The sequence below is a fragment of the Halomonas sp. NyZ770 genome (assembly GCF_020616575.1).
Taxonomy (GTDB): domain Bacteria; phylum Pseudomonadota; class Gammaproteobacteria; order Pseudomonadales; family Halomonadaceae; genus Vreelandella; species Vreelandella hamiltonii.
This window is the reverse complement of sequence record NZ_CP085143.1, coordinates 997,466-1,022,217: the sequence shown is the minus strand read 5'-3', so window position 1 is coordinate 1,022,217 and position 24,752 is coordinate 997,466. Positions and strand designations below refer to the sequence as shown.

Below are 24,752 nucleotides of genomic sequence, written 5' to 3'. Positions count from 1 at the left end.
ATGGATGTGGTCGATAAAGATAAAGAATATACGCTTTTTGCTGGGCGCTCCTCACCAATAGTCGATTGCGTTGTAGCGCTCGCCGCTGGGGTGCTGACCACCTTGAGTGCCGCCCCCTTTTCCCTATGGTGGCTTGGCCCAGTGAGCGTGGCACTGGTCTATTGGAGAATAGCGTCGCTAACGCCCGCCATGGCCACCCTGCGTGGGTGGTGCTATGGGGTAGGCCTGTTCGGTTCAGGCACGTCGTGGGTCTTCGTTGCTATTCACGATTTCAGTGGCACCGGGGCCTTGGTGGCGATGCTCCTCACCACTCTTTTTGTCAGCGTCCTGGCGCTCTTCTTTGCAGTCCCCTTTGGGCTCTATCGACGCATCACGGGGCCACGGTTCGCCTTTCTTAGCTTTGCCGGTATGTGGGTGGTGAGCGAATGGCTACGCACTTGGATGCTCACCGGCTTTCCCTGGTTATTGCTGGGCACCTCTCAGATTGATTCTCCACTAGCCCCATGGGCGCCCGTTGGTGGTGTGTACTTGCTGTCACTCATGACCGCGCTGACAGGTACGTTAGGGGTAGAGGTACTGCGTCGCCGCTGGAGTTTCCTTGTCCCAATGGCCGCCTTGTGGATCGTTCCATTCCTATTGCCCGCCCAATGGACAACCCCGGCTGGCAAGCCCATCCGGGTGGCATTGCTGCAAGGGAATCTTGACCAGCGCATTAAGTGGACTGCCCAAGGGCAGCGCGAAGCGATCAGTATCTACACGACGATGACACGGGAGCAAGCAAGGGATATCGATCTCATCGTTTGGCCTGAGGCAGCCCTTCCCATGCTTGAGCAGGAAGCACAGCAAATACTTGAGCAAGTAGCGTCCGACCTGGGGCCTGACACCGCCTTGTTGACCGGCATTTTGCAACGCGACAGTGAAGGGCGCTCTTATAACAGCGTCATAGGGCTAAATGATGTGCAGGGCGAATACCAGAAGGCGCACTTGGTGCCCTTTGGCGAGTATTTGCCATTCCAAAGTCTCCTCGCTGGCACCCTTGCTTTTTTCGACTTGCCAGTACCTCGCCTGACCCCAGGGTCAGGCGAACAGGCTCCGTTACACGTGGCTGGAGCCACCATTGGCAATGCCATTTGTTACGAAATCATTTTTGCCGACCATGTCGCCCAACAGGCGCGTAATGCCGAGCTGCTATTAACGGTTTCCAACGATACGTGGTTTGGGCGCTCCATTGGCCCACACCAACATCTTCAAATGGCGCGTCTACGTGCCTTAGAAAATGGTCGTCACCTACTTCGAGCTACCAGTAATGGCGTGACGGCCATCATCGATTCACAAGGTCACGTCACAGCCCGTGCCCCACAGTTTGAACAGGCCAGTTTAACGGGCGAGGTGACCCCGATGCAGGGCCTAACTCCTTTCACACGCACCGGTAGTGGCCCCGCTTGGATACTCGCTGCGGTGCTGACACTGCTCGGGTTACAACTGAACTTATCTCGATCAAAAAACGACGCATTAGATGAAAAAGGAACCTAGCGATGCTCTTGGCAAAGAACGCAGCAATACTTAAGAGATTCCTCCCATGGCCAATGCAGATCGGCTTCATCGTGAGTGTGATGGTTTCGTTTCTGGCATGGCTCCCTGTCGCCATGGCGGCACAACCTTCCACTGCCCAGGAGACGGAATGGCCCAAGGGGCATTACCCGCTACCTGAGGAAGGCAATATTATCGGAGAGGCTGACACCTTCATCGTGAAGAATTACGAGGATACTCTGATTGATATTGCCAGACGTCACAACCTTGGCTACCAGGAGATTGTACGTGCTAACCCAGAGGTCAGTATTTGGGTGCCCGGAGTGGGTACTGAAGTAACCATTCCAGGACGCTTCATCCTGCCGAATGTCGAGCGTACTGGGGTCGTCATCAATATCGCCGAGCTGCGGCTTTACTACTACCCAGATGTCAAAACCGGTGAGACACCGCGCGTTGAGACCTATCCTATCGGCATCGGTCGCGAAGGGTTTGATACACCCCTTGGTGTGACCGAGACCACCATGAACATTAAAAACCCCGCATGGTACCCGCCTGAGTCGGTAAAACGTGAAGCGGAAGCACGCGGCGAAACCGCACCAAGCGTTGTACCGCCCGGCCCCGATAACCCGCTAGGAGACCATGCCATCATCCTAGGCTTCGATGGCTATTTGATTCACGGCACCAACCAGCCCGATGGCATTGGCATGCGCGCAAGCCGAGGTTGTATCCGCATGTTACCCAAAGACATCGAATCTATATTTGACCGCATTCCACCCGGCACCCAAGTCAACATCATCAATCAGCCGATCAAGATAGGTTGGGAAGGCGGTCAGCCGCTGATTCAAGCCTTTCCGCCGCTTGGAGAAGAAGAGCACAGTATGACCGCACTCACAGAGACCATGACACGCCTTAACCAATACAATGTCGATAACGTAAACCTCGATTACGAGCAGCTCAGCGATGTCCTGTCACTCTCTAACGGGCTTATAACCCCACTACATCCAAAGCAGGAACAGGAGCCACAGCGCCACAGCCCAGAAGAGAAGGCTATCAAGGGCATTTATGAAGACCTGGTTTTGACGTCATCTCAACGGTCATGACACGCCTTTTGGCACCCCGTTGAGCCCTGGCATATAGGTAGAGAGCCATAGCCCCGTCCAAACGGCGGGGCGACATTCGCCTACAGAGTCGCGGGGCCCTCCAAGTGACTGCGCGCTATCAGTGTCTTAGCACTCAATATCCAGAGGCAGCCAGTAGGTAACGCCACCCACTACCACCTGTATCCCGTCTGTCGTCCGCTCTACGGTCTGTTGTCGAAGCATTTTCTGCGTTAATTTTGTGTCATGGAAATACTCCATGGCAGCAACGATCCATGCCTCCCTCCAGGCCTCTCCTTGATCAGCACACCGGGCCATCGTCATCAGGGTGCGGGCTAGTGTTTCTTTTCGCCGCTTTCTTGCCCGTTTTACATCCACCCGAGGAGCCAACGTGGTGGCATGTTGGCGATTTAAGAAATTAGTAAACCCCGTGACCGAGGCTGCTTGTCCGGGCACCGCATGCAAATAGTTGTCCACATCGCCCTGTTGAGGCAGTCGCTGCCCCTCCCGGTCAGTAGCGAGTAGCAATGCGGCTGCCGCTCTTAGTGCAAGTCGTGCGGAGGTGTGGGACGTTTTGCCCGCCTCTATACGGGTTTCCAATTGCAGCCAATAGGCTTGCAGCACTTGGTCTGATAGCGAAGCGAACGGCATAGAACTGAGACACGCTTGAATACGTCTTTTCTCTGAGTCGATCCGCTTTGCTTGGTGATCCGGCTCTACCCCTTGCTCTTCATGCAACCATCGCATGGGAAGCCTCACACGCCGCAAGCCCTCCGCCCCGAAGTGATGAAGTAGCTCCGAATAGCTCGGTATCCGTGACCATGCCTGGTCGAGCTCAAGGAAGAACGAGAAGAAATGATTGATCTTGAGGGCAGCCTTATGCGGCCCAGTGATACGAATCAGCCATTCACCAAATTCCCCAAAGGCCTCACTTAACGCTTTGGTAGTGATACCGGCTTGGCCAATGGTGATGCGTTTACGGCATGTTCGCGTCCAATAGCAGGGCTCACAGGCATCACCTCGACCCGCTGGCATGGGATTACCACACGATGGGCAGGCAATTTCCCCTTGCTCATTACAGGCTTTGCACAACGCATCCCCGTTGGGTGCCACCACCAATAAACGATGTCGACGACATGCAGAACAGGTACCGTGGTCTGCTGTCGAACAGCGTGGACATAAGCGATGATCATGCCCCATACGCGCCACTCGGGTAAGACGTTGAGATGCTTTCCCACACGCCTCGCAGGGCTCTGGTTCTTTGAAATAGGGAGCGCAGGCGATACAGACAGGGCCGTAGGGAGTGACCTTGCCGATGTTGTAGTCTGAACTGGCTTTTCCACATCGTGCACACGGTTTGTCAACGTTGCACTGACGACAGACGGCGTCTGGGTCATTCTTAGGCAGACGGGCTAACTCACCACATCGTGGGCACATCCGCCGCTTAAACACACGAGCATAGCAAGTTGAACAGTAGCCGTGCCCTTTATGGCGTCGCCACAATTTGGAGACTTCTCGGCCACACTCATCGCAGTCGACCGTTTGGTGTTGATTCAAGAGGTTGGCTCCGCTTTCATTCTGCGTTTTAAACGCGCCCATGAGGCTCTAACAGCGCGTTCCGACATGGGGCGACAAGCCGGGGGAACACGGCGGCGATGCGGCCCATGAGGGTGGTGAGATAACCGTGATAGCAGCGGCAACAACACAACGGGGGGCGACCTTCGGGGATCATGAAGCGCGCTCGTTTTGACATTGCACGCGACCAGAACGCTGAACGTTTCTTCAAGGCCCATACTGAGCAAGCGTTCCAACGCTACCAATAAGGCACTACGCTCGCTGACAGCCAGCAGCTCAAACGCCAGGCCAGACACAGGCATTCGGCAATCCGTAACCGAAATGCCCAATGAAAGAAGCGCATCGGCCAGGGGTGACACAGGCCGCCGACTTGCACGCCGTATAACGCCAATAAAAAAGGCCACCATAGAAAACCAATCGGCGGGTGCGATAGAGGCCTGCCTAAACGTCACCTTATCCTGTTCTAACACACGATCAGCCATCACTTGAACACTGAACGCTTCAGGTAAAGGCGACGTGCATACCGCCTTTCTAAAATCGTTATGACACCGGCTGCATTGAGCTAAATGTTGATCTTCCGCTGTCAGGCGATGGGGCTCTATAGGGGCCTTGCATGCTGGGCACTCATCTACCAGCTGCACCCCATGAAAGCGGCACCCAGTGTGCCAAGCGAATCGCCAGTGCCGGCGCAAGTAGGGGGTTGAGTCCTCTGCCAAGCACAACGTGCATACCTGTTGTCCTCCATGGCGGGTTCGATTTCGGCTGCCGAGTGCCAACAACCAGGGCCAAGTCCGGGTTTCCGGTAACGAGTAACCGACCACTTTCTCACAATCGTCCCGCATCCCCGCTTTCTGAAACTTAGCGGAAGATATCCCCGAGGCATTCACTAATGGGCGCATTCTTGCGAGGGGTATTTCCCTATCAATGTCCCTCGTCCATATACGCCATGTTGGCCAAATAGCCCCGGTGAGCGACAAAGGATCACACCCCTGTCGCAACGCCGCCCGAACGAGCCATGATGAAAGGGACTCCTCAGGCAGCAGGGGCACACTCAGCGCCCAGGTCATTACAGCATCACTTCCCTAATGCCACGGGTGGGCCGCACCCATGATTTACTCTGAATAATTTTCTCATCGATGCACTCAGCTCCAGACAAAATAGCGGCATTTGCACACTCAATCAGCAGCCGGTGCAGGTCACCCAAATTACCGCCAGAAATCGCGTGGAGCTGGGTCGCCAATTGGGGCTCATGCAGTTGGGAAGGATGTTTGAGAGGTAATATCTTCTCAAAGCCAGCGAGCAGCTTCTGAAACTCCTGATTGAGCTCCCACTTTGGTAACGCGACCACATCAAAGCGACTCGCATGCTGTGGGTCTGAATGCAGCACACGCACAGCATCTTGCGTCCCCACACCAACGATGGGAATCATTAGCTCATTGCATAAAAGCTTAATGGCATTCATCGTTTCGCGCTGCTTAACAGCACCACCGGTTAACAGAGAGTGAAACTCATCGATGATCAGTAAGCGCGTATGGCAAGCACGCAGTTGATGAATCACCTGGTAGCGCAGCTTGGGAACAGGATCTGTAGGCCGGTAGGGAGCCCAGAAACTCTCTAGCACTGCGATATACAGACTTTTCTCATCGGCACTCGGGGGAGCCTGAGTGACAACAACAGGCTTCACGGGCTCTACGTCTTCATTCACGTAGCCTTCACCGTACTGCTTACGAAACTTGTCTTTCCGTTGTTGGAGTCACCCACGAGCAAGAGGTTAGGCATACGAGGACGACTGGGCTTCTCCATCAACCCACGCATGACCTCAATGACACGATTGGCCAATGGATAGCCCAACCAGCGCGGTTGATCCATAAACTCCATTCGCTCTTTAGCGGACAGCCCCAAGACGTGACGAAGATCAGGATGAAGGTGTGTGCTCATGCTATGTCCCAGTTCACATCGATATCACCCGTTAAAAGACCGTCCCCTTGAGCGGGTGTCTCTTTAGGGGCCGCAGTTGAGGGCGCATGTAAAAGGGGATCTGCAGGCGTCACCTTCTTCTCATGCTCTTTACGTCGTTGTGCCTGACGGCGACTTCGCTTAGTACGTGCTTGCGACTCCTCCACATGGGTTCGCAGCTCACTAATAGCGCGTAGAATTTCAGTCTCATTGACCGAGTTTCTTCCTTCCTGCCGAAGGCGCGCTTTAGCTTGGGCATACTCCCAAACACTCATCGAGGGGAGGGCAAGATTGGCAAAGGGCACGCGAAAATAGTGCCCGAGCTCCGGGTCTTTGAACCAAATGACACTAATGTCGCGAGGGTCGCGCCGGAAAACAAAGGTGCGTTTCTTGTCTGGCATGTCTGGATCTTTGGCATTGATCCAAGGTCTTAGCGCTTCATCGTAATAGTTTATGCCATCGATGGTCACACCAAAGGTCTGGATCGTACGCTGAAAGCTGGGCAAAAAATCGAGCAATACAGAGAGCCTGTCAGCAGGCCTCGGCGCTAATCCCACTCCCTGCACATCCGCATTGCCAAACACACCAATTTCCCACTTTTTCATCGGCGACATACCAATCCCAGAATGAAGGCGCTGGTGGTAAACCTTGCAAATCAACGTCACCAGCCACTCTTCAAACTCGCTTTTCGTCATGGCCGCGTGCTTCTCTGGATCGTATCCCTCTTTCTCTTTAATGGAGGAGAAGGTCGTCCCAGGCAGGTTATGGATTTCCTTTAGAAGAGAGCCCAGTACCCGCTCAATGTGGCCACCATAACGAGGCTGCTTAACAGGCCGAAACTCAAGGTTGACCCCATAGGCTAGGCATGAGCGCCGAAACGTCTCAGAGCGAAAATCTGGGCCGTTATCGACATGAATCGTGGCGGGTGTGCCCCATACCGGCCACTCAGCCTCCACATTATGCAGTAGCAACCACTCATCTTTAGGAAGCATGGAGTGCGCCACACACATGCCGACAGATGTTTCAGAGGGCGGGTCAAACGACAAGTAATACCCCGTGACCATGCGAGTAAACACGTCCATGGCCAACGTAATCCATGGGCGACCAATCGGCTTGCGATACACGTCATCGACCAAAATAATATCGGCAGGCGTGTGGTCAATCTGCATAACGGCTAACGGATAGTCCGCATTGGGAAATTTTCCGGCAGCCGGCTGGAACTTGTTAATGGCTTTGTCTCTAAAACCATGGCCACGCAACCGGTCACGCTCTGGGATATCACGCAGACGAGCACGAACGGTACCAGGGCTCGGCGGGTCGATGCGCCGTTCATGGCAGCGCCGCATGACTTCCTGTACCGCTTTTTGTGCGGACGGACGCTGCAGCGTCAAATACACCTCTTTGATGACTTCCTGAATCACTGCCTCGGCATGCGCGGGAATACGCGACTTTCCCTTCTTCCACCCTGGCTTTTGAGGAATCAATGCGAGCACCGAGCCCGTCGCTTTATACCGCTTCAACCAACGGTAGATCGTAGCCGTATCAACCCCCGTTTGTTTCGCACGCTCCTCCGCTGCATCCCGCCCCACCGTATGGCGATCCACCAAGGGCTTAATGATGGAAAAGCGATGCTCGGCCTCCCGCCAATCGGCATCCCCAATCTCGGACATATCCTGCTCAGGGGATACGGACCCGCTATTGAGAGGCGCTAGTTCTTTGATGCGAAGCGGGCAACTACGCCCGGACTCAACGGCAATGCCAATGACTGTCTCAAAATCGAGCACCTGGGAAATTCGGTAAACGGTGCCATCTTTCTGAACCTGCTCACCCACCATAATCTGCAAGTGTTGGCGTGTTTGGGCGACGCCGTTATTGGGTTCAGTTGCGCTGCCACGATGGTTATTCATAATCGGGTACCCATACCTCCGATAGAGGACTGAAGGATTGGGCCATATCGCAATCTAACTGCCGAGTCGCCAGTAGATGCCATAAATGCGCAATCCCCTCTGCCCGGTAAATATCGCCCATAAAGTGCCGAGAAAGCAGGTAATCCAAGGTCGCCACCCCCATTTCCCTCACCGTGTTGAGGACTGCCTGGCTTTCGACAGAGGGAAACACCATCCGCTTGTAGCGCGCTAGGAAGGTAATGTTGTCCAAGGTCTTATCACGAATGCGGCTTTCATCATGAATGCGAAACGCCCAGCCCTCATTGTTGGCATGCCGTATCGCCGCCTTCCATTTAGGCGACCATTCACGCCAATGTGCTTGCCACTTTTCCCGTGGTTTGACCTCCACCAGGAGAGGTTTTGGGTAATCCCTGTAATGACGGTTACCGAGACGGTAATAAACCAAATAGTCAGGTGTGTAGGTGTAGCGCCTACCGGTCACGGGATGATGAAACGGGATCTCGCACGGCTGGGATATCACACCAAGGACGCTCACATCAAAGTCAGCCTTGATGAGGAAATCACGTTCGAGCGTCGACTCGAACGCAATAGACTCCTCCCCGCGAAAGGCATAGTAGCCAGACACACTTCGTCGGGTAGGGCCGATTTTACGAACGGATGTAGGCAGTGGCATGGGCAGTCGCACCAAATGTTGAATAAAACAAGACCTGTCGCATCAATTGCTATTAATTCTGTCGCACTCAATCCTGTACAGACTACCATAATAGCCCGATATTACGCCCTGAGGGTCGCACTAATTGCTGAAAATGACAAGCAGTGCCCAGGCCAGGCTGGCCAGCGCCACCAGGTTCTGCAGCGTCGTGAAACGGCGTGCCTGGACACCCTCTAGGTCGAACCCCTGCTTGGTGAACCGGTACCCCTCCTCGCAGGCCCAGCGATCCAGGTAAGCCTGAATCATCCGCTCGCCTTGGCGGCGACCACGCACCGGGCGCGTCGTCACCAGCACCAGGCGCTCCGACTTCTCATGATCGACAACGATCATCCACAGCGGCGTCTCCGGATGCTCCCGCAGTGTGACCTTGGTGATGCCGAACCGCACCGGGATATGCTGCCCACGGCGCAAGTGGCCGCGGTGCTTCAGTGGCAGATCTCGGGCAATCTGCTGCGACGTCTTGGCGGTATCTCGCCACTGCCAGAAGCGCTGATTGGCGGCCCGGACCAGCACATGACGCTCGGCGCGCAGCCAGGCATCCCACAGCCGCCCTCGATCGCCGCCACGATCGATGACCCACAGTGGCCGGCCCTCCACATGGCGCTGCACGGTATCCATCACGCTCAGGATATCGGTGTTTTCACTGCGGTAGCCGCCGCGAGCCGGCGATAGCAGCCGCGTGAGCAGTGGCCAGGTGGTGCCCCGCTTCAGGTCGCGTGCCACCACGCTGATCAGCGGATAACCGCCGACGATCTCGCCGGTATCACCGTCGCGAACGCGGGTTCGGTATTCACTGGTCGGGGCGCCATCCCGGTTCAGGTCGCCCGGATCGATGGCCAGCACCATGTCATCGGTGATATAGGGCGTGATCCGCTGGAGCTGCAGTTGCTCCGCGGCCCAGGCAAGCTCGCTGTGCCGGGACAGCATGCGCGACAACCGCTTCTGCGTGTGGTGTAGCCGACAGGGTTCCTTCAAGGCGCGGGCGATCTCGGCCTGGCGCAAACTACCGCTGGCCAGGATGCCAAAGAGCGTTTCTGCCGCCAGCTTCACGACGGGTCGAGCGAGGTGATCCGACAGGTCGTCACACCAGTCGATCAGGCGAGCTTTCCATTTGGCGCGGTCTTTGGCATCTTGAAGCATCGGGGCTTTCCTTTTGGTTCATGGTGTTAGGGGTAACAACATGATACCGGCGGGAAAGCCCCGATCTCGTTGATAGCACTGAAATTTTCAACGCTATTCAGGCAGTTACAGCACCACCTGTGGAAAAGTGGGGAGACGCTAGGCCTAAGGTACGTTACCCTTGGGGGAGTCCACTTGATAAGGAGTGCTCATGGATTGGAATCCGGCCTACACCTGGCTAGTCATCGCGCTGCTGCTCAGTCTCGGCGAGCTGACCTCTGGCGCCATGGTCCTCCTGGCGCTGGGCATCGCCGCCGCCTTGACCGCCGCCGTCACCGCGCTGGGGCTGACACTGCCCTGGCAACTGCTCAGCATGGGCATCTTCGCGGGTATTCTGGTGCCCGTGGGCGTGATGGTGATTCGCCCGCGCTTTTCGCCCAAGGGGGTCGCCTACGGCACCACCGGTACCGGTGTGGAAAAGAACCAACACTATGTCACCCTGACCCGCGACTTCGATAATGCCACCGGCATCAAGGTCAATGGCGACTTCTATCGACTACGCGTGCTGGAGAGCGGAGCCACCGAGCTGCCCTCCGGCACTCCGGTGGTGTTCAAACGTTTCGAGGGCACCACCGCCCTGGTCATGCTGGCCCCTGCCAGCAACCCGGTTCCCCAGGACGACCATTCGCAACACAAGGAGCTTTAACCATGGATCTACCCATCAGCCCAGGCCTGTTGATCAGCCTGATCATCGTGGTCATCGGTATTCTGATCATTTCCAAGGGCTTGGTGATCGTTCGCCAATCGGAAGTCATGGTGATCGAGCGACTAGGCTCGTTTCACCGGGTGCTGGAGAGCGGCATCAACATCATCATTCCCTTTATCGAGCAGCCCCGCGCCATCACCATGATTCGCTACAAGAAGATGGGCGAGGAGTATCACCCCATCACCAGCGATGAAATTCGTATCGACCGTCGGGAAACCGTCATGGACTTTCCGGGCCAGCCGGTCGTGACCACCGACAACGTCACGGTGCGGATCAACGGCGCGCTCTACTATCAGATCATCGACCCCAAGCGAGCAGTCTATGAAGTCGAGAACATGAGCCAGGCCGTGGAGGTACTGGCCAAGACCACGCTGCGTTCGGTGGTCGGCAAGATGGAGCTGGATAAGCTGTTCGAATCCCGGGCCGAGGTGAACAACGAGATTCAGGCTGCCATGGAAGAGCCTGCTTCCAAGTGGGGGGTCAAGATCTCCCGGGTCGAAGTTCAGGACATCGCCATGCCGGAAGAGGTGGAGTCGGCCATGCGTCTGCAAATGGCTGCCGAGCGTAAGCGTCGTGCAACGGTCACCGAAGCCGAAGGCGAGAAATCAGCAGCCATCGCCATGGCCCAGGGCCAGCGTGAGTCTGCCATCCTCAACGCCCAGGGCGATAAAGAGTCGGCCATTCTGCGTGCCCAGGGCGAGCAGGAGTCGATCAAGCTGGTGCTCAGCGCCATTGGCGACAGCGACGAGCACAAGCGTACGGTAGTGGGCTATCTGCTTGGCCAGAGCTACATCAAGGTGCTGCCCACCATGGCCAAGGACGGCGAGCGCGTCTTCGTGCCCTACGAATCCTCGGCGCTGCTGGGCTCCATGGGCATGTTCCGTGAAATGGCGGGCACCCCGGAAGACGCCGTGGCCAACCATCTGGATCACGCCAATTCTCGTCAGGGCGGCTTCCGCAGTGGCATCGTGGGGGGCGCTGCAGGCGGCCAATCGTAGCCATACCCGCGAGGCCAGCGTCAGCGCTGGCCTCGTCTGTTCTCTCTTCTCTCTTCTCCTCTAACGCCCCAGCCGGGTCAGCCCTCGTGGCGCCGAAATGCGAAAGAACCGCTCGACCACCTCACTGGCCCCCGCTGGAGTGACCAGCGACACGGCAAAAAAGAGCGGCAGATTGACCATCAGCCCCCAGAATCCGGCATGGATCCCCAGCGGATGTGGCCACACGGCGGTGAATGCCACCGTGACCATGAAGCCCGCCACGATACCCGCCATGACACCTAGCTTCGACGCTCTAGGCCAAAAGAACATGCCGATGAACGCAGGCAGCACTTGAGAAGCAAACCCCAGCCCCACCAGCAGAATCATCACCAGGCTTCCCGGCTCGGCAATCGCCAGCGGCGCAATCACCAGCGCCATGATGGGCAGGATCAACCAGCGTGCCACTTTGGCCGTCGTACCATCGGACAGCCCCAGCAGAGGCTGCAGGACATCCTTGCTCATGGAGAGGGAGACCGAATGTATGAACGGCTCACTCGACGACATGGCGGCTGCCAGCGTGCCTGCCCCCAACAGTCCGACCAGCACCACCGGCAAGTGCTGCATGGCATACTCCAGCACGACGGAGTCTGCCCGTGCCAGCTCCGGCAATGAAAAGATACCGATGAAACCCACGGTGACCATGGGCAAAATCACGATGTAGTAGGTCGGCAGCCAGGTCGCACTACGGCGTATCGTGCGTGCCGAGGAAGCACTCATCCACTGGGTCCATACGGGCGGCATGAATGACAACATCGAAACGATGATCGAAGTGGTCCAGAAACTGAAGCTCATGTCGCCCGCCGCTCCAGGCAGCGTCAGAAACTCCGCGTGGTCAGTCTGAATACGCTCGAACACGGCCGCAAAACTCACGCTGCCCGTCGCACTCTGCATCGCCCAAAGCCCGACGGCCCAGGCCACGACCAGCATCAGCGCCCCTTGAAACGCGTTGGTGCGCCCAATCGCGCGCTGACCGCTGGCGCACAGATACACGGCGATACACGCCAGCACCAGCACCACCCCCAGCCACACCGGAATGGCCCCGCCGCTCATCACGAAGAGAATGTATGCCGACCCCACCGTTTGCAGCACCGCATAGGCAATCGAGCCTACCGCCATGACGCTGGCCGCCAGCGCGCCCAGCGTCACACTCTGGTAGCGGTCGGCAATGGCACTGGCCTGGGTGACATGGCCAAACTGCTTGCCGAACTGCCATACCTTGGGCCCGAAATACCAGGCCACCAGCGCCAGATAGGCCAGGTAAACGGCCACGTAGAACACTGCCACGCCTTTGGAGTAGGCCCAGCCGGGCGCGCCCATGAAGGTGTAGGCACTGACGCTGCCGGCCGCTATCAGCAGGTACAGCGTGACAGGCCCCATGCTGCGCCCTGCCACCCCCCACTCCTCCAGGCTATTCATGGAACGGCCCGCTCGGGCGCGCAGGCCAAGCAGCATGGCAGCGGCCACATACAGCAGCGTGATGATCAGCGGCCAGAGGCTACTCATGGTCGTCACGCTCCACGATGCGATTGCCCACCAGCATGACGACCACGCAGGCCAATATGATCACGTAGCTCCACACCACCAGCAGCGGCAACCCCATGACCAGCGTCGCTCGGTTGACCCAGCCAATGACCGGCCAGATTCCAGCACCGACCAGCCCCACAAACGCTACCAACAACCACCAGCCCGCACGGGAGGTAGGCAATACCCATAAACGTCGCATCACGATTCCATTTGAGTGAACATGCCGCTGCCCAACCAGGCAGCCTCTCGGCGTCGAACGCCACCCCAGGCGCAGGGCCATTGTCACGGCGGCGTCACGGCACTATGGCAGATTGGCCTTACCCTGCCAGCCGCCAAGTCGCCTAACATGAAGATTCTAATGCTTTCCGACGTGTACTTCCCGCGCGTTAACGGCGTTTCCACTTCGATCGAGAGCTTCCGCAACGCCCTGGAGCGCCAGGGCCACGAAGTGCACCTGATCTGCCCCGACTACCCTGCTCACACAGCTCAGGAGCCGCGCACCTGGCGCATCGACTCACGCGGGGTCATCGGCGATCCTGAAGACCGCATGATGCGGTACCAGCGCATCATGGCGATGGCCAGTTCCCTGGCCTGCCTGAAGTTCGACCTGATTCATGTGCATACGCCTTTCGTGGCGCATTATGCAGGCATTGCCTTGGGTAAACGGCTGAACGTTCCGGTGGTGGGCACCTACCACACGCTTTTCGAAGAGTATCTTCATCATTACGTGCCAGGACTGCCGCGCCGCAGCCTGCGGTTTGCCGCTCGACGCTTTTCGGTGCACCAATGCCACCAGCTCGCTGCAGTGATCGCACCATCGTCGGCCATGGCCAACACGCTGAAAACCTACGGCGTTCAGTCACCTATCGCGACGATTGCTACCGGTTTGTCACTTGACCGCTTCGTCACCAGTACGGCAGGTGGGCACTTTCGGGAGCGCCACGGCCTCCCCACCCAAGGACACTTGCTGCTGTTCGTGGGTCGTGCCGCCTATGAAAAGAACATCGGCTTTCTGATCGACATGCTACCCAAGGTACGCCAACGGCACCCGGATACCTGCCTGGTAATCGTAGGAGAAGGGCCTGCCTTGGCGTCGTTGAAACGCCAAGCAACGCAAGCAGGATTGGCAGAGGCGGTGTTTTTCGTGGGCTACCTGTCCCGCGATGGCGCCTTGCAGGACGCTTATCGAGCCGCCGACGCCTTCGTGTTTGCCTCCCCCACCGAAACCCAAGGGTTGGTACTGCTGGAAGCCATGGCCCTGGGAACGCCGGTGGTTTCTACTGCGGCCATGGGCACGCTGGACGTACTGCAACAAGGCGAAGGCTGCCTGATCGCGGAAGCGCACCCTGCTCGCTTTGCAGAACACGTCAATTGCCTGCTCACCAATGACATCCTGCGCCGCTACCTTGGCCAGCGCGGCCAGGCCTATGCCCAGCGCTGGAGCGAAGAGAGCAAAGCAGAAACACTGGCAGCCCTCTATGAACAGCTGTGCCCCAGCGTGCTGGTGTCCTACCCTGTTTAAGATACTTCACGAACTAGCAAGCGCCCGATATGGCCCTTGCTGTTTAGCCTCGTAAAAACATTAGCAAGGCGAGGTCATAGTAGGAGCCGAGCCTTTTGCAAACCGTTTTGGAAATAGGCCTAGTCAACAGTGCATCGGCTTTTGTGGAAGCATCAATATAACGTCATCAATATCCAAGTGTTTGGGCTAGCATATTGTTAAAGCTACGAAATACTCACTGATAAGCTAATTTAGACAAAAATAGCTAATCTTTTTTGTTACCCCGATCTGGAGCCATTTCTTATGAACCAGCCCCTATACCGTCTTGCGGCCTTTTCAACCGATCCTACCAAGGGCAATCCTACAGGGGTTTGGATAGGCGATCGTTTGCCAGATGCTGAAACCATGCAAGCCATCGCCGCTGAAGTAGGGTATTCGGAAACAGCCTTCATTGTACCGACAAGTGGAGAAACCAGAACCATTCGTTACTATAGCCCCCTCGCGGAAGTCAGCTTCTGTGGCCATGCGACTATTGCAAGTGCTGTCATGCTCGGGCATTTAAGCGGTACAGGCATCTATCAACTGGATACTCGAGCAGGCCGTGTGCCAGTAAAGGTCTACAGGGCAAACGGTCAGATTCAAGCGACACTTACATCCGTTGAACCTAGACATAAGCCTGCCTCTGAAGGGCTAGTCAACGACGTGTTAAAACTACTTGGTTGGTCTTTCGACGAACTCGACCCCACCCTTCCTCCTACTGTTGCCTATGGTGGCGTTTGGCACCTGGTGCTGGCGGCTCACTCACAGGATCGGTTGAACCGCCTGGATTATGATTTTGACAAACTTGCGGCGCTCATGGCTCGTGAAGGCGTGACGACATTGCAACTTGTATTCCGCGAAACAAACGATCTTTTTCACTCCCGAAACCCATTTCCCTTAGGCGGCGTTGTCGAAGACCCTGCTACGGGTGCAGCGGCAGCTGCTCTAGGCGGCTATTTACGAGATGCCCAGTTAATGGATGTGCCAGGGAAGTTTTTAATCAGGCAGGGTGAAGCAATGGGAAGATTAAGCCTGTTGCAGGTTGAAGTGCCGGCACAAGGAGGGATTATCGTGGCAGGAACAGCAGTAGAAATCACTTGATGACAGCGGTGCCATCATCGACACATCGCCTCTCACTACTCCAGCCCCGCCAACAACTGCTTGAGGAGGTCATCGAGCTGTGATCTTTGCTCTGCAGTAAGGCCGTTGACCAACTGCGCCTGAGTATCCACGTGGGCAGCCACTGCCTCTTCAATCACCTCGAACCCACGTTGAGAAAGAGAAATCAGAAAACCGCGCCCATCAGCAGGGTTTTTGACTCGCTCGATCAAGCCCGCTTTTTCCAGTTGATTGAGACGATGCGTCATGGTGCCTGAAGTCACCATTGTGGATGCCATCAGATCTCCCGGAGACAGCGCATAAGGTGCCCCCTCACGCCGAAGAGTCGCCAGAACATCAAAGCTGGCGTCCGTCAGCCCGTACTTTGCCCATGTCTTCTCCATGACGCGCATTAGCGCGTGATTGAGCCGCTTGACCCGGCCGATGGTCCCCATCGGCGCGACATCGAGGTCGGGTCGCTCCTGCCGCCACTGCTCCAGAATGGTGTCTACATGATCCATAACGTGTTGTCGCCTAATTACCTTGACGTCAAGATGAAACGCAAATATCTTGATATCAAGCTATTTAACAAAGTCCCCATGGGCGCTTAACCTATGATGCTATCAACCACTACACGCACGATACAGCCACGCCAAAGCACCTGGCTCATGCCCCTGATCTACCTGATTGCCGGAGGCACCCTGCTGGGCCTGTCGACGAATTTGGCGAAACTGGCCAGTGACTTCCAGCTGTCTGCGCTCGCTTTTCTTTTCTGGTCGATCTCAGGGGCAGCTCTGATGCTATTGATGTTCGCTGCTTTCCGGCACAACTTGCCACCGATCAACCGCCGCACTTTAGAGTATTACGTTACCTCAGGGCTACTGGGCGTTGCGGGTGCCAACTTACTGTTTTTCTCCGCTATCCCTCATGTGGGGGCCGGTTTCGTGGCGCTCATTATCACACTACCACCGTTGCTCACCTACCTGGGAGCCTTGGCATGCAATGTGGAGCGGTTCCAGATATCCCGTGCGGCAGGGGTTATGTCAGCCCTGGTGGGAGCCATGCTACTGGCATGGCATAAGTTATCAGCACCGGATGCCCATTATCTCTGGATTCTCCTTGCCCTTATCGGCCCCGTACTACTCGCCATCGGCAATCTTTACAGAACCTTGCGTTGGCCAGAAGGTGTGTCTAGTGATGCGCTAGCGCCGGGAATGCTGATTGCTGCCGCCGTATTGTTACTCATCGTGGGGTTCATGCCGGGCTTCACCCTCTCTGTCCCAACAGATCACTACCTGCCGACCCTGCTGATTGCCGTTCAAGCGGTGGTCTTCGCAGCTCAGTTCTTACTGCTTTTTCTGCTACAGAAAAGCGGCGGCCCGGTATTTTTAAGCCTGTTGGGCTCCGTTGGCGCTATCGTAGGTGTGCCCGTAGCTATCTTTTTACAGGGAGAAACCGCGCCCGAAGGCTTACTACTGGGCACACTGTTAATAGGTACGGGAGTGGCTCTGCTAAATATTGGCAACATCAAACGAACGGCCCGCCGAGGCAGGCCGTTGCGTCATTGATAGTGGGAATTAAGCGGCGGGGCAAATCGGCAAGCCCGGCACGGAATGCCGAGCCCGCCAAATGGGTTATCGAGAGAGCTCCTGGCGCACGATGTCGGCGCCTGCGCTCAATGCCTTCAGCTTGCCTTGCGCCACTTTGCGCGGCAGGGGCGTCATGCCGCAGTTGGTGCAGGGGTAGAGCTTGTCGGCGTCCACAAAACGTAGCGCCTTGCGCAGGGTATCGGCGACTTGTTCCGGGGTTTCGACGGTGTGGGTAGCCACGTCGATGGCTCCGACCATCACCTTCTTGCCACGAATCAGCTCGATCAGCTCCATGGGCACGTGGGAGTTCTGGCACTCCAGCGAGACGATGTCGATGTTCGAGGCCTGCAGTTTGGGGAAGATTTCCTCGTACTGGCGCCACTCGGACCCCAGCGTCTTCTTCCAATCGGTGTTGGCCTTGATGCCGTAGCCGTAGCAGATATGCACGCCGGTCTCGCAGGTGACGCCTTCGATGGCTTTTTCCAGGGCGGCGATGCCCCAGTCGTTCACCTCATCGAAGAACACATTGAAGGCGGGCTCATCGAACTGAATGATGTCTACCCCCGCCGCCGCCAGATCACGGGCTTCCTGGTTGAGGATCTTGGCAAATTCCCAGGCGAGTTTTTCACGGCTCTTGTAGTGGCCGTCATAGAGGGTGTCGACCATGGTCATGGGGCCTGGCAGCGCCCACTTGATGGGCTGGTCGGTCTGCTGGCGCAGGAATTTGGCATCGTCGACGAAGACCGGTTTTTCCCGCGAGACAGGGCCCAGCACCGAAGGCACGCTGGCCTCGTAGCGATCACGGATCTTGACCGTCTTGCGCTGCTCGAAATCGACACCATCGAGGTGCTCGATGAACGTCGTCACGAAGTGCTGGCGAGTTTGCTCGCCGTCGCTGACGATGTCGATGCCTGCCTGACGCTGATCGTGCAGGCACGCCCGCAGCGCGTCCTGCTTGCCTTCCGCCAGCTCGTCGCCCTGCAGTTTCCAAGGGGACCAGAGCGTCTCGGGCTCGGCCAGCCAGGCGGGCTTGGGCAAACTACCGGCGGTCGAGGTGGGCAACAGTGTCTTCATAAGAAATAACCTTCATGATGAGGGGATCAAAGGGCGTAATCGGCCGACCACTTGTCGAGTATTTGGCGGAAGGGCTTGATGAAATACTGCTCGGTAAAGCGCCCCTGCTCGATGGCCAGTTGGCTGCGCTCTTCACGGTCGTACACGATGCGCGTCAGCGAGTAGTCCTGATGCTTCAGGCTAGGCTGATAGAGCTTGCCTGCCGCCGAGTTGGCGTTATAGATCTCGGGGCGGTAAATCTTCTGAAACGTCTCCATGGTGCTGATGGCGCTGATCAGTTCGAGATCCGTGTAATCGGCCAGCAGGTCGCCGGAGAAATAGAACGCCAATGGCGCCACGCTATGGGGCGGCATGAAGTAGCGCACCTGCAGGCCCATCTTGGCGAAGTAGAAATCCGTGAGCGACGGCTCGTCGTTGACGTACTCGACGCCCAGCACGGGGTGGCGATTTTCCGTCTGGCGATACACTTTGCTGTGAGACACGCTCAGGCAGATGACCGGCGCCTTGCTGAACGATGCGCGGTAGGCGTCGGAGTGAATGAAACGCTTGAACAGCTTGCCATGCAGGTCGCCAAACCCTTCCGGGATGCCAAACTCCGAGCGCTCCTGATTATGCTCGGCCAGCCACACGCTGAAGTCGTAGTCGCGAACGTAGGAAGAGAAGTTGTTCCCCATCATGCCTTCGATGCGCTTGTCGAGATGCTGATCGATGATGGTCGTCTTCAGCATTTCAATCGCGGGGAAGGCATCGCTCGCGTTTGCCATGTTCAGCTCGCCGGTGATGATATCCAGCTCGACGGCGTAGCGATCCGCCCTGGGGTTATCCCAGTGCGCCAGGGTATTGAACCGGTTGTTGATCATTGTCAGCGCATTGCGCAGGTTTTCCTGGCAGCGCTCGCCTCTCGCCAGATTGGCGAAGTTGGTCGTGGTACGCGTGCTCTCGGCAGGACGGTAGTTTTCGTCGAACCGGACGCTCTTGATATCGAAGGTAAAGTCGTAGCTCATCGCGAACAAACACCCTGTTGGTCGAGATTGGCGACGGCGCCGCAATGCAGCTCAGCGCTCGATGCCATGTTTGACGTTTCGATACACGGGCGTTAGCGCCACGTCATCGAAGAGGATGTGTTCTTTATGCCAGACCCACCACATGAATGAAAAGCGACATTAATTCAACTCATCATGAGAAAGCCTCATGATGAGCTGTTTGGCAGGGCGCTTACCCCTGTTGAAACGGGTACACCGAGCCAATGTTCAGCAGCTGCGTCAGCTCATCCAGCGCGGTGAGGACTTCCGTGGCGAGCTGCGGGTCGGCCAGGTCATCGGTGGTGAGGCGGTCGCGGTAGTGTCGGCTCACCCAGGCGGTGAGGTCGTTATAGAGCGCATCGTCGAGCAGCACGCGACCGCTGAGGGCTGCGCGCTCGGCGTCGCTGAGCACCACGCGCAGGCGCAGGCAGGCGGGGCCGCCGCCGTTGCGCATGCTCTGCTTCACGTCTTTGACGATCACTTCGCCAATGGGGTTATTGCCTGCCAGGATGAAGTCCTGCAGCGTGCGCCACACGGCCTCCCGCTCCTGACACTCGCTGGGCACCACCAGGGTCATGGTGCCATCCGGGTTGGAAAGCAACTGGGAGTTGAACAGGTACGACGCCACCGCGTCTTCCATGCTCACCGCTTCCGCCGAGACCCGAATGGGAATGAGCGGCGTACTCATTTTGGCGCGTAGCTCGTCCAGGGTCCGCGCCTCGTCCAGAAACGCCATTTCGTGGTAGAGCAGCACCGGGCCGTTGCCCACGGCAATCACATCGTTGTGGAACACGCCCGCATCGATGGCCTCCGGGTGCTGCTGGGCGAACACGGTCTGGGCGTCGCTCAGCCCGTGCTGGCGGGCCACCGCCTGGCTGGCTTCCAGCGTTTGCCGGGCGGGATAGCGCTTGGGCTCGCTGCGCCCGCCGCCAAACGCCTGGCGGCCATACACGAACAGGTGCACACCGGGCTCGCCGTACTCACCGCACAACCGGGTGTGGTTGGCCGCCCCTTCATCGGAAAACGCGGGGGTGGCGGGCAGCACCGGGTGGTGGGCGAAGTGCTGCTCATCGCGGAAAATCGCCTGGAGTACGCGCCCCGTGGTGCGCGGCTCCAGGTAGCGGTGGAAGCTCGACTGCAGGTTGGCCGGGGTAAAGTGCACCCGTCCATCCAGCGCATCCACGCTAGGCGTAATGGTGCCCGCGTTGGCGGTCCACATGCTGGACGCCGAGCACACCGCCCGCAGCAGCTGTGGCGCTTGCTGCGCCGCTCGAGCGAGGATCACGCGGTTGCTGCCGCTGAAGCCCAAGTCGCGCAGCGCGCCCAGGTCCGGCCGCTGCTGCGGGGGCAGAACGCCCTGGGCGTAGCCTGCATCCATCAGCGACTTCATCTTGGCCAGCCCCTGCAGCGCGCCCTCTCGGGGGTTGGAAACCAGGCCCCCGTGGCTCATGGAGGCCATGTTACCGTGGGCCAGTCCCGAGTAGTTGTGGGTCAGCCCGACCAGGCCGTCGAAGTTGACTTCCCGAATGCTGTGGACGCTCATAGGGTGACTCCCGGTGGCAGGGTTTCGGGCATTTCCAGACTGTCGGCTTCCATGGAGGCAACGGGGTAGGCGCAGTAGTCGGCGGCATAAAAAGCGCTGGGACGGTGATTGCCGCTATCGCCTACGCCGCCGAAGGGCGCGTCACCCGATGCCCCCGTGGTCTGGCGGTTCCAGTTCACGATGCCTGCGCGAATACGCAGCAGGAAGTCGTCCCAATCCGCCTGTTCGCCGCCGATCAGCCCCGCCGAAAGGCCGTAGCGGGTGTCGTTGGCCAGTGCCAGCGCCTCGTCCCAATCGGCATAGCGATGGATTTTCAGCAGCGGGCCAAAGTGCTCCTCATCGGGCACCTCCAGGCCGGTCACGTCGATCAGCGCGGGGCTGAGCAGGCTGGTGTTCTCTGCCAGGCGCTGCATACGGTTGATCACCGTGCCGCCCATGGCTTCCAGTTCGTCCTGCGCCTTGAGCAGGCCATCGGCCGCGGCCACGCTCACCAGGCCGCCATAGAATGGCGCGGGCTCCTCGTCGAACTGCCCGGCCACGTGCAGCTTGGCAATCGCCTCGGAGAGTGCGTCGATGAGACGATCTCCCGCCTCCCCCTGGGGAATCATCAGACGACGGGCGCAGGTGCAGCGCTGGCCGCCGGAAAGAAACGCCGACTGCAAAATGGTCAGGACGGCTGCGCGCTGATCATCGACATCCTTGACCACCAGCGGGTTGTTGCCCCCCAGCTCCAGGGCAAGGATTTTATCCAGCTGCCCGGCAAACTGCTGCTGCAACAGGCCGCCCACTTTGGCGCTGCCGGTAAACAGCAGGCCATCGATACCCGGGTGGGCAGAGAGCGCCTGCCCCACAGCCACGCCGCCTTGTACCAGGTTGATCACCCCGGCGGGCAAGCCGGCTTCCAGCCAGCACTGCAGGGTCAAATCCGCGGTGAGCGGGGTCTGGTCGCTGGGCTTGAACACCACCGTGTTACCCGCCAACAGCGCGGGCACCATGTGGCCGTTGGGCAGGTGCCCAGGGAAGTTATAGGGGCCGAATACGGCCATTACCCCGTGGGGCCGATGGCGCAGGACCGCCCTGGCGGTACCCACCTCTTTTTCACGTTCGCCGGTGCGCTCGTGGTACGCCTTGATGGAGAGCGCCACCTTGCCCACCATGGCTCCGACTTCGGTACGCGCTTCCCATAGCGGCTTGCCGGTCTCTGCGGCAATCGCCACGGCCAGGTCTTCCTGGCGCGCCTTGAGCACCTCGACGAACCGCTCTACCAACGCCTGACGCTCGGCAAAGGGAGTGCGCGCCCAACCGGGGAAGGCGGCCCTGGCAGCCTCGACTGCCCGCCCCACCTGGGGCTGCGACGCCGAAGCCCCTTGCCAAAGCAACGTGCCTGCCACGGGGTCGTGCTTGGTCACGGGGGCGGCCTCGCCGACCACCCAGGCCCCATCGATCAACTGCTGCTGTTGGGCGGGCATACGCGGGGTGCGTGCGTTCGGGTTATGCATGACGCTCTCCTTTGCTGAGCCGGGTAGTCGGGTAGTCGGGTACGTGGGCAGATCAGGTTTCCAGCAGACGCAGCGTGTCGCCCGTGGCGACGCCCAGCCGCTCGGCCTCCTGAGGGGTCAGGACGACGGTGCTTTCGTCAGCGGGGCCTCGGCCAATCCAGCCAGCGGTAAAGTGCTGCATCTGGGTGGTGGCCGCCAGCCAGCGGCTGACGCTTTCTGCGGCAGCGTCAGGCGACACCTCCACCTGATAGCAGCGTGAATTGCGGATCGCCCGCACATCATCGATATAGGCTTCCACCGTGGGGCCGCCGTCGAAGATGTCGATGTAGCCTTCCCAGCGCAGCCCCTCTTTCTTGAGCATTTCCAGCGCCGGGCGGGTGTGGCGATGTACCTGACCAATACAGGCCCGCGCCTCTTCCGACATGAACGTGGTGTAAATGGGAAACTTGGGCATCAGCTCGCCAATGAAGCTTTTCTGACCCAGGCCAGTCAGCCGGTCTGCCTCGCTGAAATCCATGGGGAAGAAGTGCTTGCCCAGGCTTTGCCAGAACGGGCTGACGTTGTTTTCATCGAACACGCCGCGCATTTCGGCAAGCACCTTCTCGGGAAAACGGTCGCGGAACTGAGCCATGAACAGCCAGCGCGCCTTGGAAAGCAGCGCACCGTTGCGCAAATGCTTGTTGGCCTCGCCACGGTACTCCGGGCGCAGGAACAGCGAGCACACCTCGGCATCGCCGGTATGGTCCGAGCTCAAAAACAGCGTGTCGATGGTGCGATGCAGGTCGAGCTGTACCGAAGAGTGGGCCAGGGTGCCAAGCCGGTAGTTGTAGAACGGCACCTCACGACCCACCTGACCTTCAATGGCGCAGCAGCCTGCCAGTTCGCCGTTGGCCTCATCTTCCAGTACAAAAAAGTAGAGCCGGTCGTCCACTGGCGTGCGCTCTTCGAACGCACGGGCGGCGGCGTCGATCTTGCCCGCCAGGAACTCCCGGTTATCCGGCAGCGAGGTAAAGCCAACGCCTGCCTGCTGCGCCAGCGCCTGGAGCCCATCCAGATCATCAAGGGCAATGGGGCGAATGCGCATTACATCTCTCCTTCATCGAGCGCATCGACGGCGCTAGGCAGGGCTAACGGCGCCGCCAATACGGCACGCCCCTCTTCCACCCCCAGGCGCTGCGCATGCTGCGGGGAAAGCATCAGCTGCCCGGTGGGCGAAAGCGCATAGCGCGCCACGATGCAGCGAAAATCGCTCAGCGTCTGGTTGGCAATCATCGCCGGTTCGGCATCCGGCAAGGCATGCTCCGGGCGCACCCGCACCGGGTGCCAGGCGGCACGACGACAGGTTTCCAGCCGTTCGCGCTCGGCCTTGACGATGGGCCCGGCATCGAAGATATCCACGTGCCGGGAACGAACGAAGCCTTCCGCCAGCATTTCCGCCAGCGCCGCTTCATGGGCCGGATGTTCACGGCCAATGGCTGCCCTGGCGGGCGGCGTCAATAGCGGCAGGTAGAGCGGAAACTGGGGCATCACCTCGGCAATGAAGCTTTTCGAGCGCACCCCGGCCATGTGGTTCATCTCCTGGAAACCGCGGGCAAAGAAGTGGCGGCCCACGCTCTCCCAGAAGGGTGATTCATTCTGGCGATCCAGGTAGCCCGGAAATGCCACGGCGAGAATCCGCGAGAAGCGCTCCGGGTACTGGGCAATGAACATCAGCCTCGCCCGCCGCAGCAGGCTCTCGGCGCTGGTGCCCTTGTAACGCGGGTTGAGCGACAGCGCACAGAGCAGCGTGGCGTCCGAGACCTCGTGGGACAGCGCCAGGGTCTGTACTTCCCGGCGCACGTTGAGCTGCTGGGAGGCGTGGATCAGCGTCTCCTGGCGGTAGGTATAGTAGGCTTCGGCGGCCCCCGCCTGGGCGCGGATGGTGGCGGTACCGAGTACCTCATGACGATGATCGTCCGCCAGCACGAACATGTACTGCTCGTTACCCGGAAAATCGACCTCGCTGCCAAACGCCTCCTGGGAGCGCAGGATGCGCTCCTCTAACCGCTCACGGTTGGCAGGCAGGTTGGTCAGCCGAGGAACGGCGTGCTCGGCCAGCTGTTCCAGGGCAGGCAGGTCAGCCAGAGTGACCGGACGTATAACCAGCATCCTCAACGCTCCTTCT

General features: G+C 58.5%; 21 protein-coding genes and 1 pseudogene. 7 read left to right on the top strand and 15 right to left on the bottom strand.

Features of this window, described 5'->3' with window-relative positions:
* Both lnt and LG409_RS04865 read left to right on the top strand, forming a co-directional pair.
* The gene (lnt, locus tag LG409_RS04870) at window positions 1-1,533 is read left to right on the top strand and encodes an apolipoprotein N-acyltransferase (protein WP_016916425.1); all 1,533 of its coding nucleotides are present in this window, start codon (window positions 1-3) and stop codon (window positions 1,531-1,533) included.
* Window positions 1,534-1,586: 53 nt separating this feature from the next.
* The gene (locus LG409_RS04865) at window positions 1,587-2,630 is read left to right on the top strand and encodes a L,D-transpeptidase family protein (protein ID WP_016916424.1); all 1,044 of its coding nucleotides are present in this window, start codon (window positions 1,587-1,589) and stop codon (window positions 2,628-2,630) included.
* A gap of 126 nt (window positions 2,631-2,756) precedes the next feature.
* Here the strand turns inward: LG409_RS04865 and LG409_RS04860 are convergent, their stop codons facing one another.
* From LG409_RS04860 to LG409_RS04835, 6 genes and pseudogenes are all read right to left on the bottom strand, one after another.
* A complete protein-coding gene (locus tag LG409_RS04860) occupies window positions 2,757-3,662 on the bottom strand; it encodes a hypothetical protein (RefSeq protein ID WP_016916423.1) in 906 nt (301 codons plus the stop codon).
* A gap of 518 nt (window positions 3,663-4,180) precedes the next feature.
* Window positions 4,181-5,269 (bottom strand): TniQ family protein, encoded by a 1,089-nt coding sequence (locus LG409_RS18710; RefSeq protein ID WP_081139052.1) that lies wholly within the window; start codon window positions 5,267-5,269, stop codon window positions 4,181-4,183.
* Window positions 5,269-6,071, bottom strand: a pseudogene (locus LG409_RS04850) (TniB family NTP-binding protein). The gene LG409_RS18710 and the pseudogene LG409_RS04850 overlap by 1 nt, the downstream one beginning before the upstream one ends.
* A 65-nt stretch (window positions 6,072-6,136) precedes the next feature.
* Complete coding sequence (locus LG409_RS04845) at window positions 6,137-8,065, bottom strand: Mu transposase C-terminal domain-containing protein (protein ID WP_016916422.1); 1,929 nt, start codon at window positions 8,063-8,065, stop codon at window positions 6,137-6,139.
* On the bottom strand, window positions 8,058-8,738 hold the full coding sequence (locus tag LG409_RS04840) for a heteromeric transposase endonuclease subunit TnsA (protein ID WP_022521280.1): 681 nt from the start codon (window positions 8,736-8,738) through the stop codon (window positions 8,058-8,060). Before LG409_RS04840 ends, LG409_RS04845 begins: the two co-directional genes overlap by 8 nt.
* Window positions 8,739-8,858: 120 nt before the next feature.
* A complete protein-coding gene (locus tag LG409_RS04835; protein ID WP_016916420.1) occupies window positions 8,859-9,917 on the bottom strand; it encodes a transposase in 1,059 nt (352 codons plus the stop codon).
* A gap of 190 nt (window positions 9,918-10,107) precedes the next feature.
* Between LG409_RS04835 and LG409_RS04830 the strand changes: the two genes are divergently transcribed.
* Both LG409_RS04830 and LG409_RS04825 read left to right on the top strand, forming a co-directional pair.
* The gene (locus tag LG409_RS04830; RefSeq protein WP_039175771.1) at window positions 10,108-10,602 is read left to right on the top strand and encodes an NfeD family protein; all 495 of its coding nucleotides are present in this window, start codon (window positions 10,108-10,110) and stop codon (window positions 10,600-10,602) included.
* Window positions 10,603-10,604: 2 nt separating this feature from the next.
* Window positions 10,605-11,660, top strand: coding sequence for an SPFH domain-containing protein (locus LG409_RS04825; RefSeq protein WP_227407728.1), 1,056 nt, complete (start codon window positions 10,605-10,607; stop codon window positions 11,658-11,660).
* A gap of 60 nt (window positions 11,661-11,720) precedes the next feature.
* Here LG409_RS04825 and LG409_RS04820 read toward each other — a convergent pair whose 3' ends face one another.
* Window positions 11,721-13,202 carry a sodium:solute symporter family protein gene (locus tag LG409_RS04820; RefSeq protein WP_227407727.1) on the bottom strand — a complete coding sequence of 494 codons (1,482 nt, stop codon included), beginning with the start codon at window positions 13,200-13,202 and terminating at the stop codon, window positions 11,721-11,723.
* Window positions 13,195-13,422, bottom strand: coding sequence for a hypothetical protein (locus tag LG409_RS04815; protein ID WP_039175766.1), 228 nt, complete (start codon window positions 13,420-13,422; stop codon window positions 13,195-13,197). The genes LG409_RS04820 and LG409_RS04815 overlap by 8 nt, the downstream gene beginning before the upstream one ends.
* 21 nt (window positions 13,423-13,443) lie before the next feature.
* On the opposite strand from LG409_RS04815, the gene LG409_RS04810 reads away from it, so the two are divergent.
* Together LG409_RS04810 and LG409_RS04805 are read left to right on the top strand one after the other, a co-directional pair.
* Window positions 13,444-14,745 carry a glycosyltransferase gene (locus LG409_RS04810; protein WP_227407726.1) on the top strand — a complete coding sequence of 434 codons (1,302 nt, stop codon included), beginning with the start codon at window positions 13,444-13,446 and terminating at the stop codon, window positions 14,743-14,745.
* A 282-nt stretch (window positions 14,746-15,027) separates the two neighbouring features.
* Window positions 15,028-15,864, top strand: coding sequence for a PhzF family phenazine biosynthesis protein (locus LG409_RS04805; RefSeq protein WP_227407725.1), 837 nt, complete (start codon window positions 15,028-15,030; stop codon window positions 15,862-15,864).
* A 35-nt stretch (window positions 15,865-15,899) separates the two neighbouring features.
* Here the strand turns inward: LG409_RS04805 and LG409_RS04800 are convergent, their stop codons facing one another.
* Entirely contained in the window at window positions 15,900-16,382 is a 483-nt protein-coding gene (locus LG409_RS04800) for a MarR family winged helix-turn-helix transcriptional regulator (RefSeq protein WP_227407724.1), read from the bottom strand.
* Between the two features lie 147 nt (window positions 16,383-16,529).
* On the opposite strand from LG409_RS04800, the gene LG409_RS04795 reads away from it, so the two are divergent.
* Complete coding sequence (locus LG409_RS04795) at window positions 16,530-17,429, top strand: DMT family transporter (RefSeq protein ID WP_227407723.1); 900 nt, start codon at window positions 16,530-16,532, stop codon at window positions 17,427-17,429.
* A 66-nt stretch (window positions 17,430-17,495) separates the two neighbouring features.
* Here the strand turns inward: LG409_RS04795 and LG409_RS04790 are convergent, their stop codons facing one another.
* The 6 genes from LG409_RS04790 to LG409_RS04765 all read right to left on the bottom strand — a co-directional run bounded on the left by LG409_RS04790 (window position 17,496) and on the right by LG409_RS04765 (window position 24,736).
* Window positions 17,496-18,524 carry a methionine synthase gene (locus tag LG409_RS04790; RefSeq protein WP_016916417.1) on the bottom strand — a complete coding sequence of 343 codons (1,029 nt, stop codon included), beginning with the start codon at window positions 18,522-18,524 and terminating at the stop codon, window positions 17,496-17,498.
* Window positions 18,525-18,550: 26 nt separating this feature from the next.
* Window positions 18,551-19,528 carry a DUF1852 domain-containing protein gene (locus LG409_RS04785; protein ID WP_039175760.1) on the bottom strand — a complete coding sequence of 326 codons (978 nt, stop codon included), beginning with the start codon at window positions 19,526-19,528 and terminating at the stop codon, window positions 18,551-18,553.
* 211 nt (window positions 19,529-19,739) lie between these two features.
* The gene (gene astB, locus LG409_RS04780) at window positions 19,740-21,089 is read right to left on the bottom strand and encodes an N-succinylarginine dihydrolase (protein WP_227407722.1); all 1,350 of its coding nucleotides are present in this window, start codon (window positions 21,087-21,089) and stop codon (window positions 19,740-19,742) included.
* A complete protein-coding gene (gene astD, locus LG409_RS04775) occupies window positions 21,086-22,558 on the bottom strand; it encodes a succinylglutamate-semialdehyde dehydrogenase (RefSeq protein ID WP_227408089.1) in 1,473 nt (490 codons plus the stop codon). Before astD ends, astB begins: the two co-directional genes overlap by 4 nt.
* 82 nt (window positions 22,559-22,640) lie before the next feature.
* Window positions 22,641-23,672 carry an arginine N-succinyltransferase gene (gene astA / locus LG409_RS04770; protein ID WP_227407721.1) on the bottom strand — a complete coding sequence of 344 codons (1,032 nt, stop codon included), beginning with the start codon at window positions 23,670-23,672 and terminating at the stop codon, window positions 22,641-22,643.
* A complete protein-coding gene (locus LG409_RS04765) occupies window positions 23,672-24,736 on the bottom strand; it encodes an arginine N-succinyltransferase (RefSeq protein WP_081139043.1) in 1,065 nt (354 codons plus the stop codon). Before LG409_RS04765 ends, astA begins: the two co-directional genes overlap by 1 nt.
* Window positions 24,737-24,752: the final 16 nt, after the last annotated feature.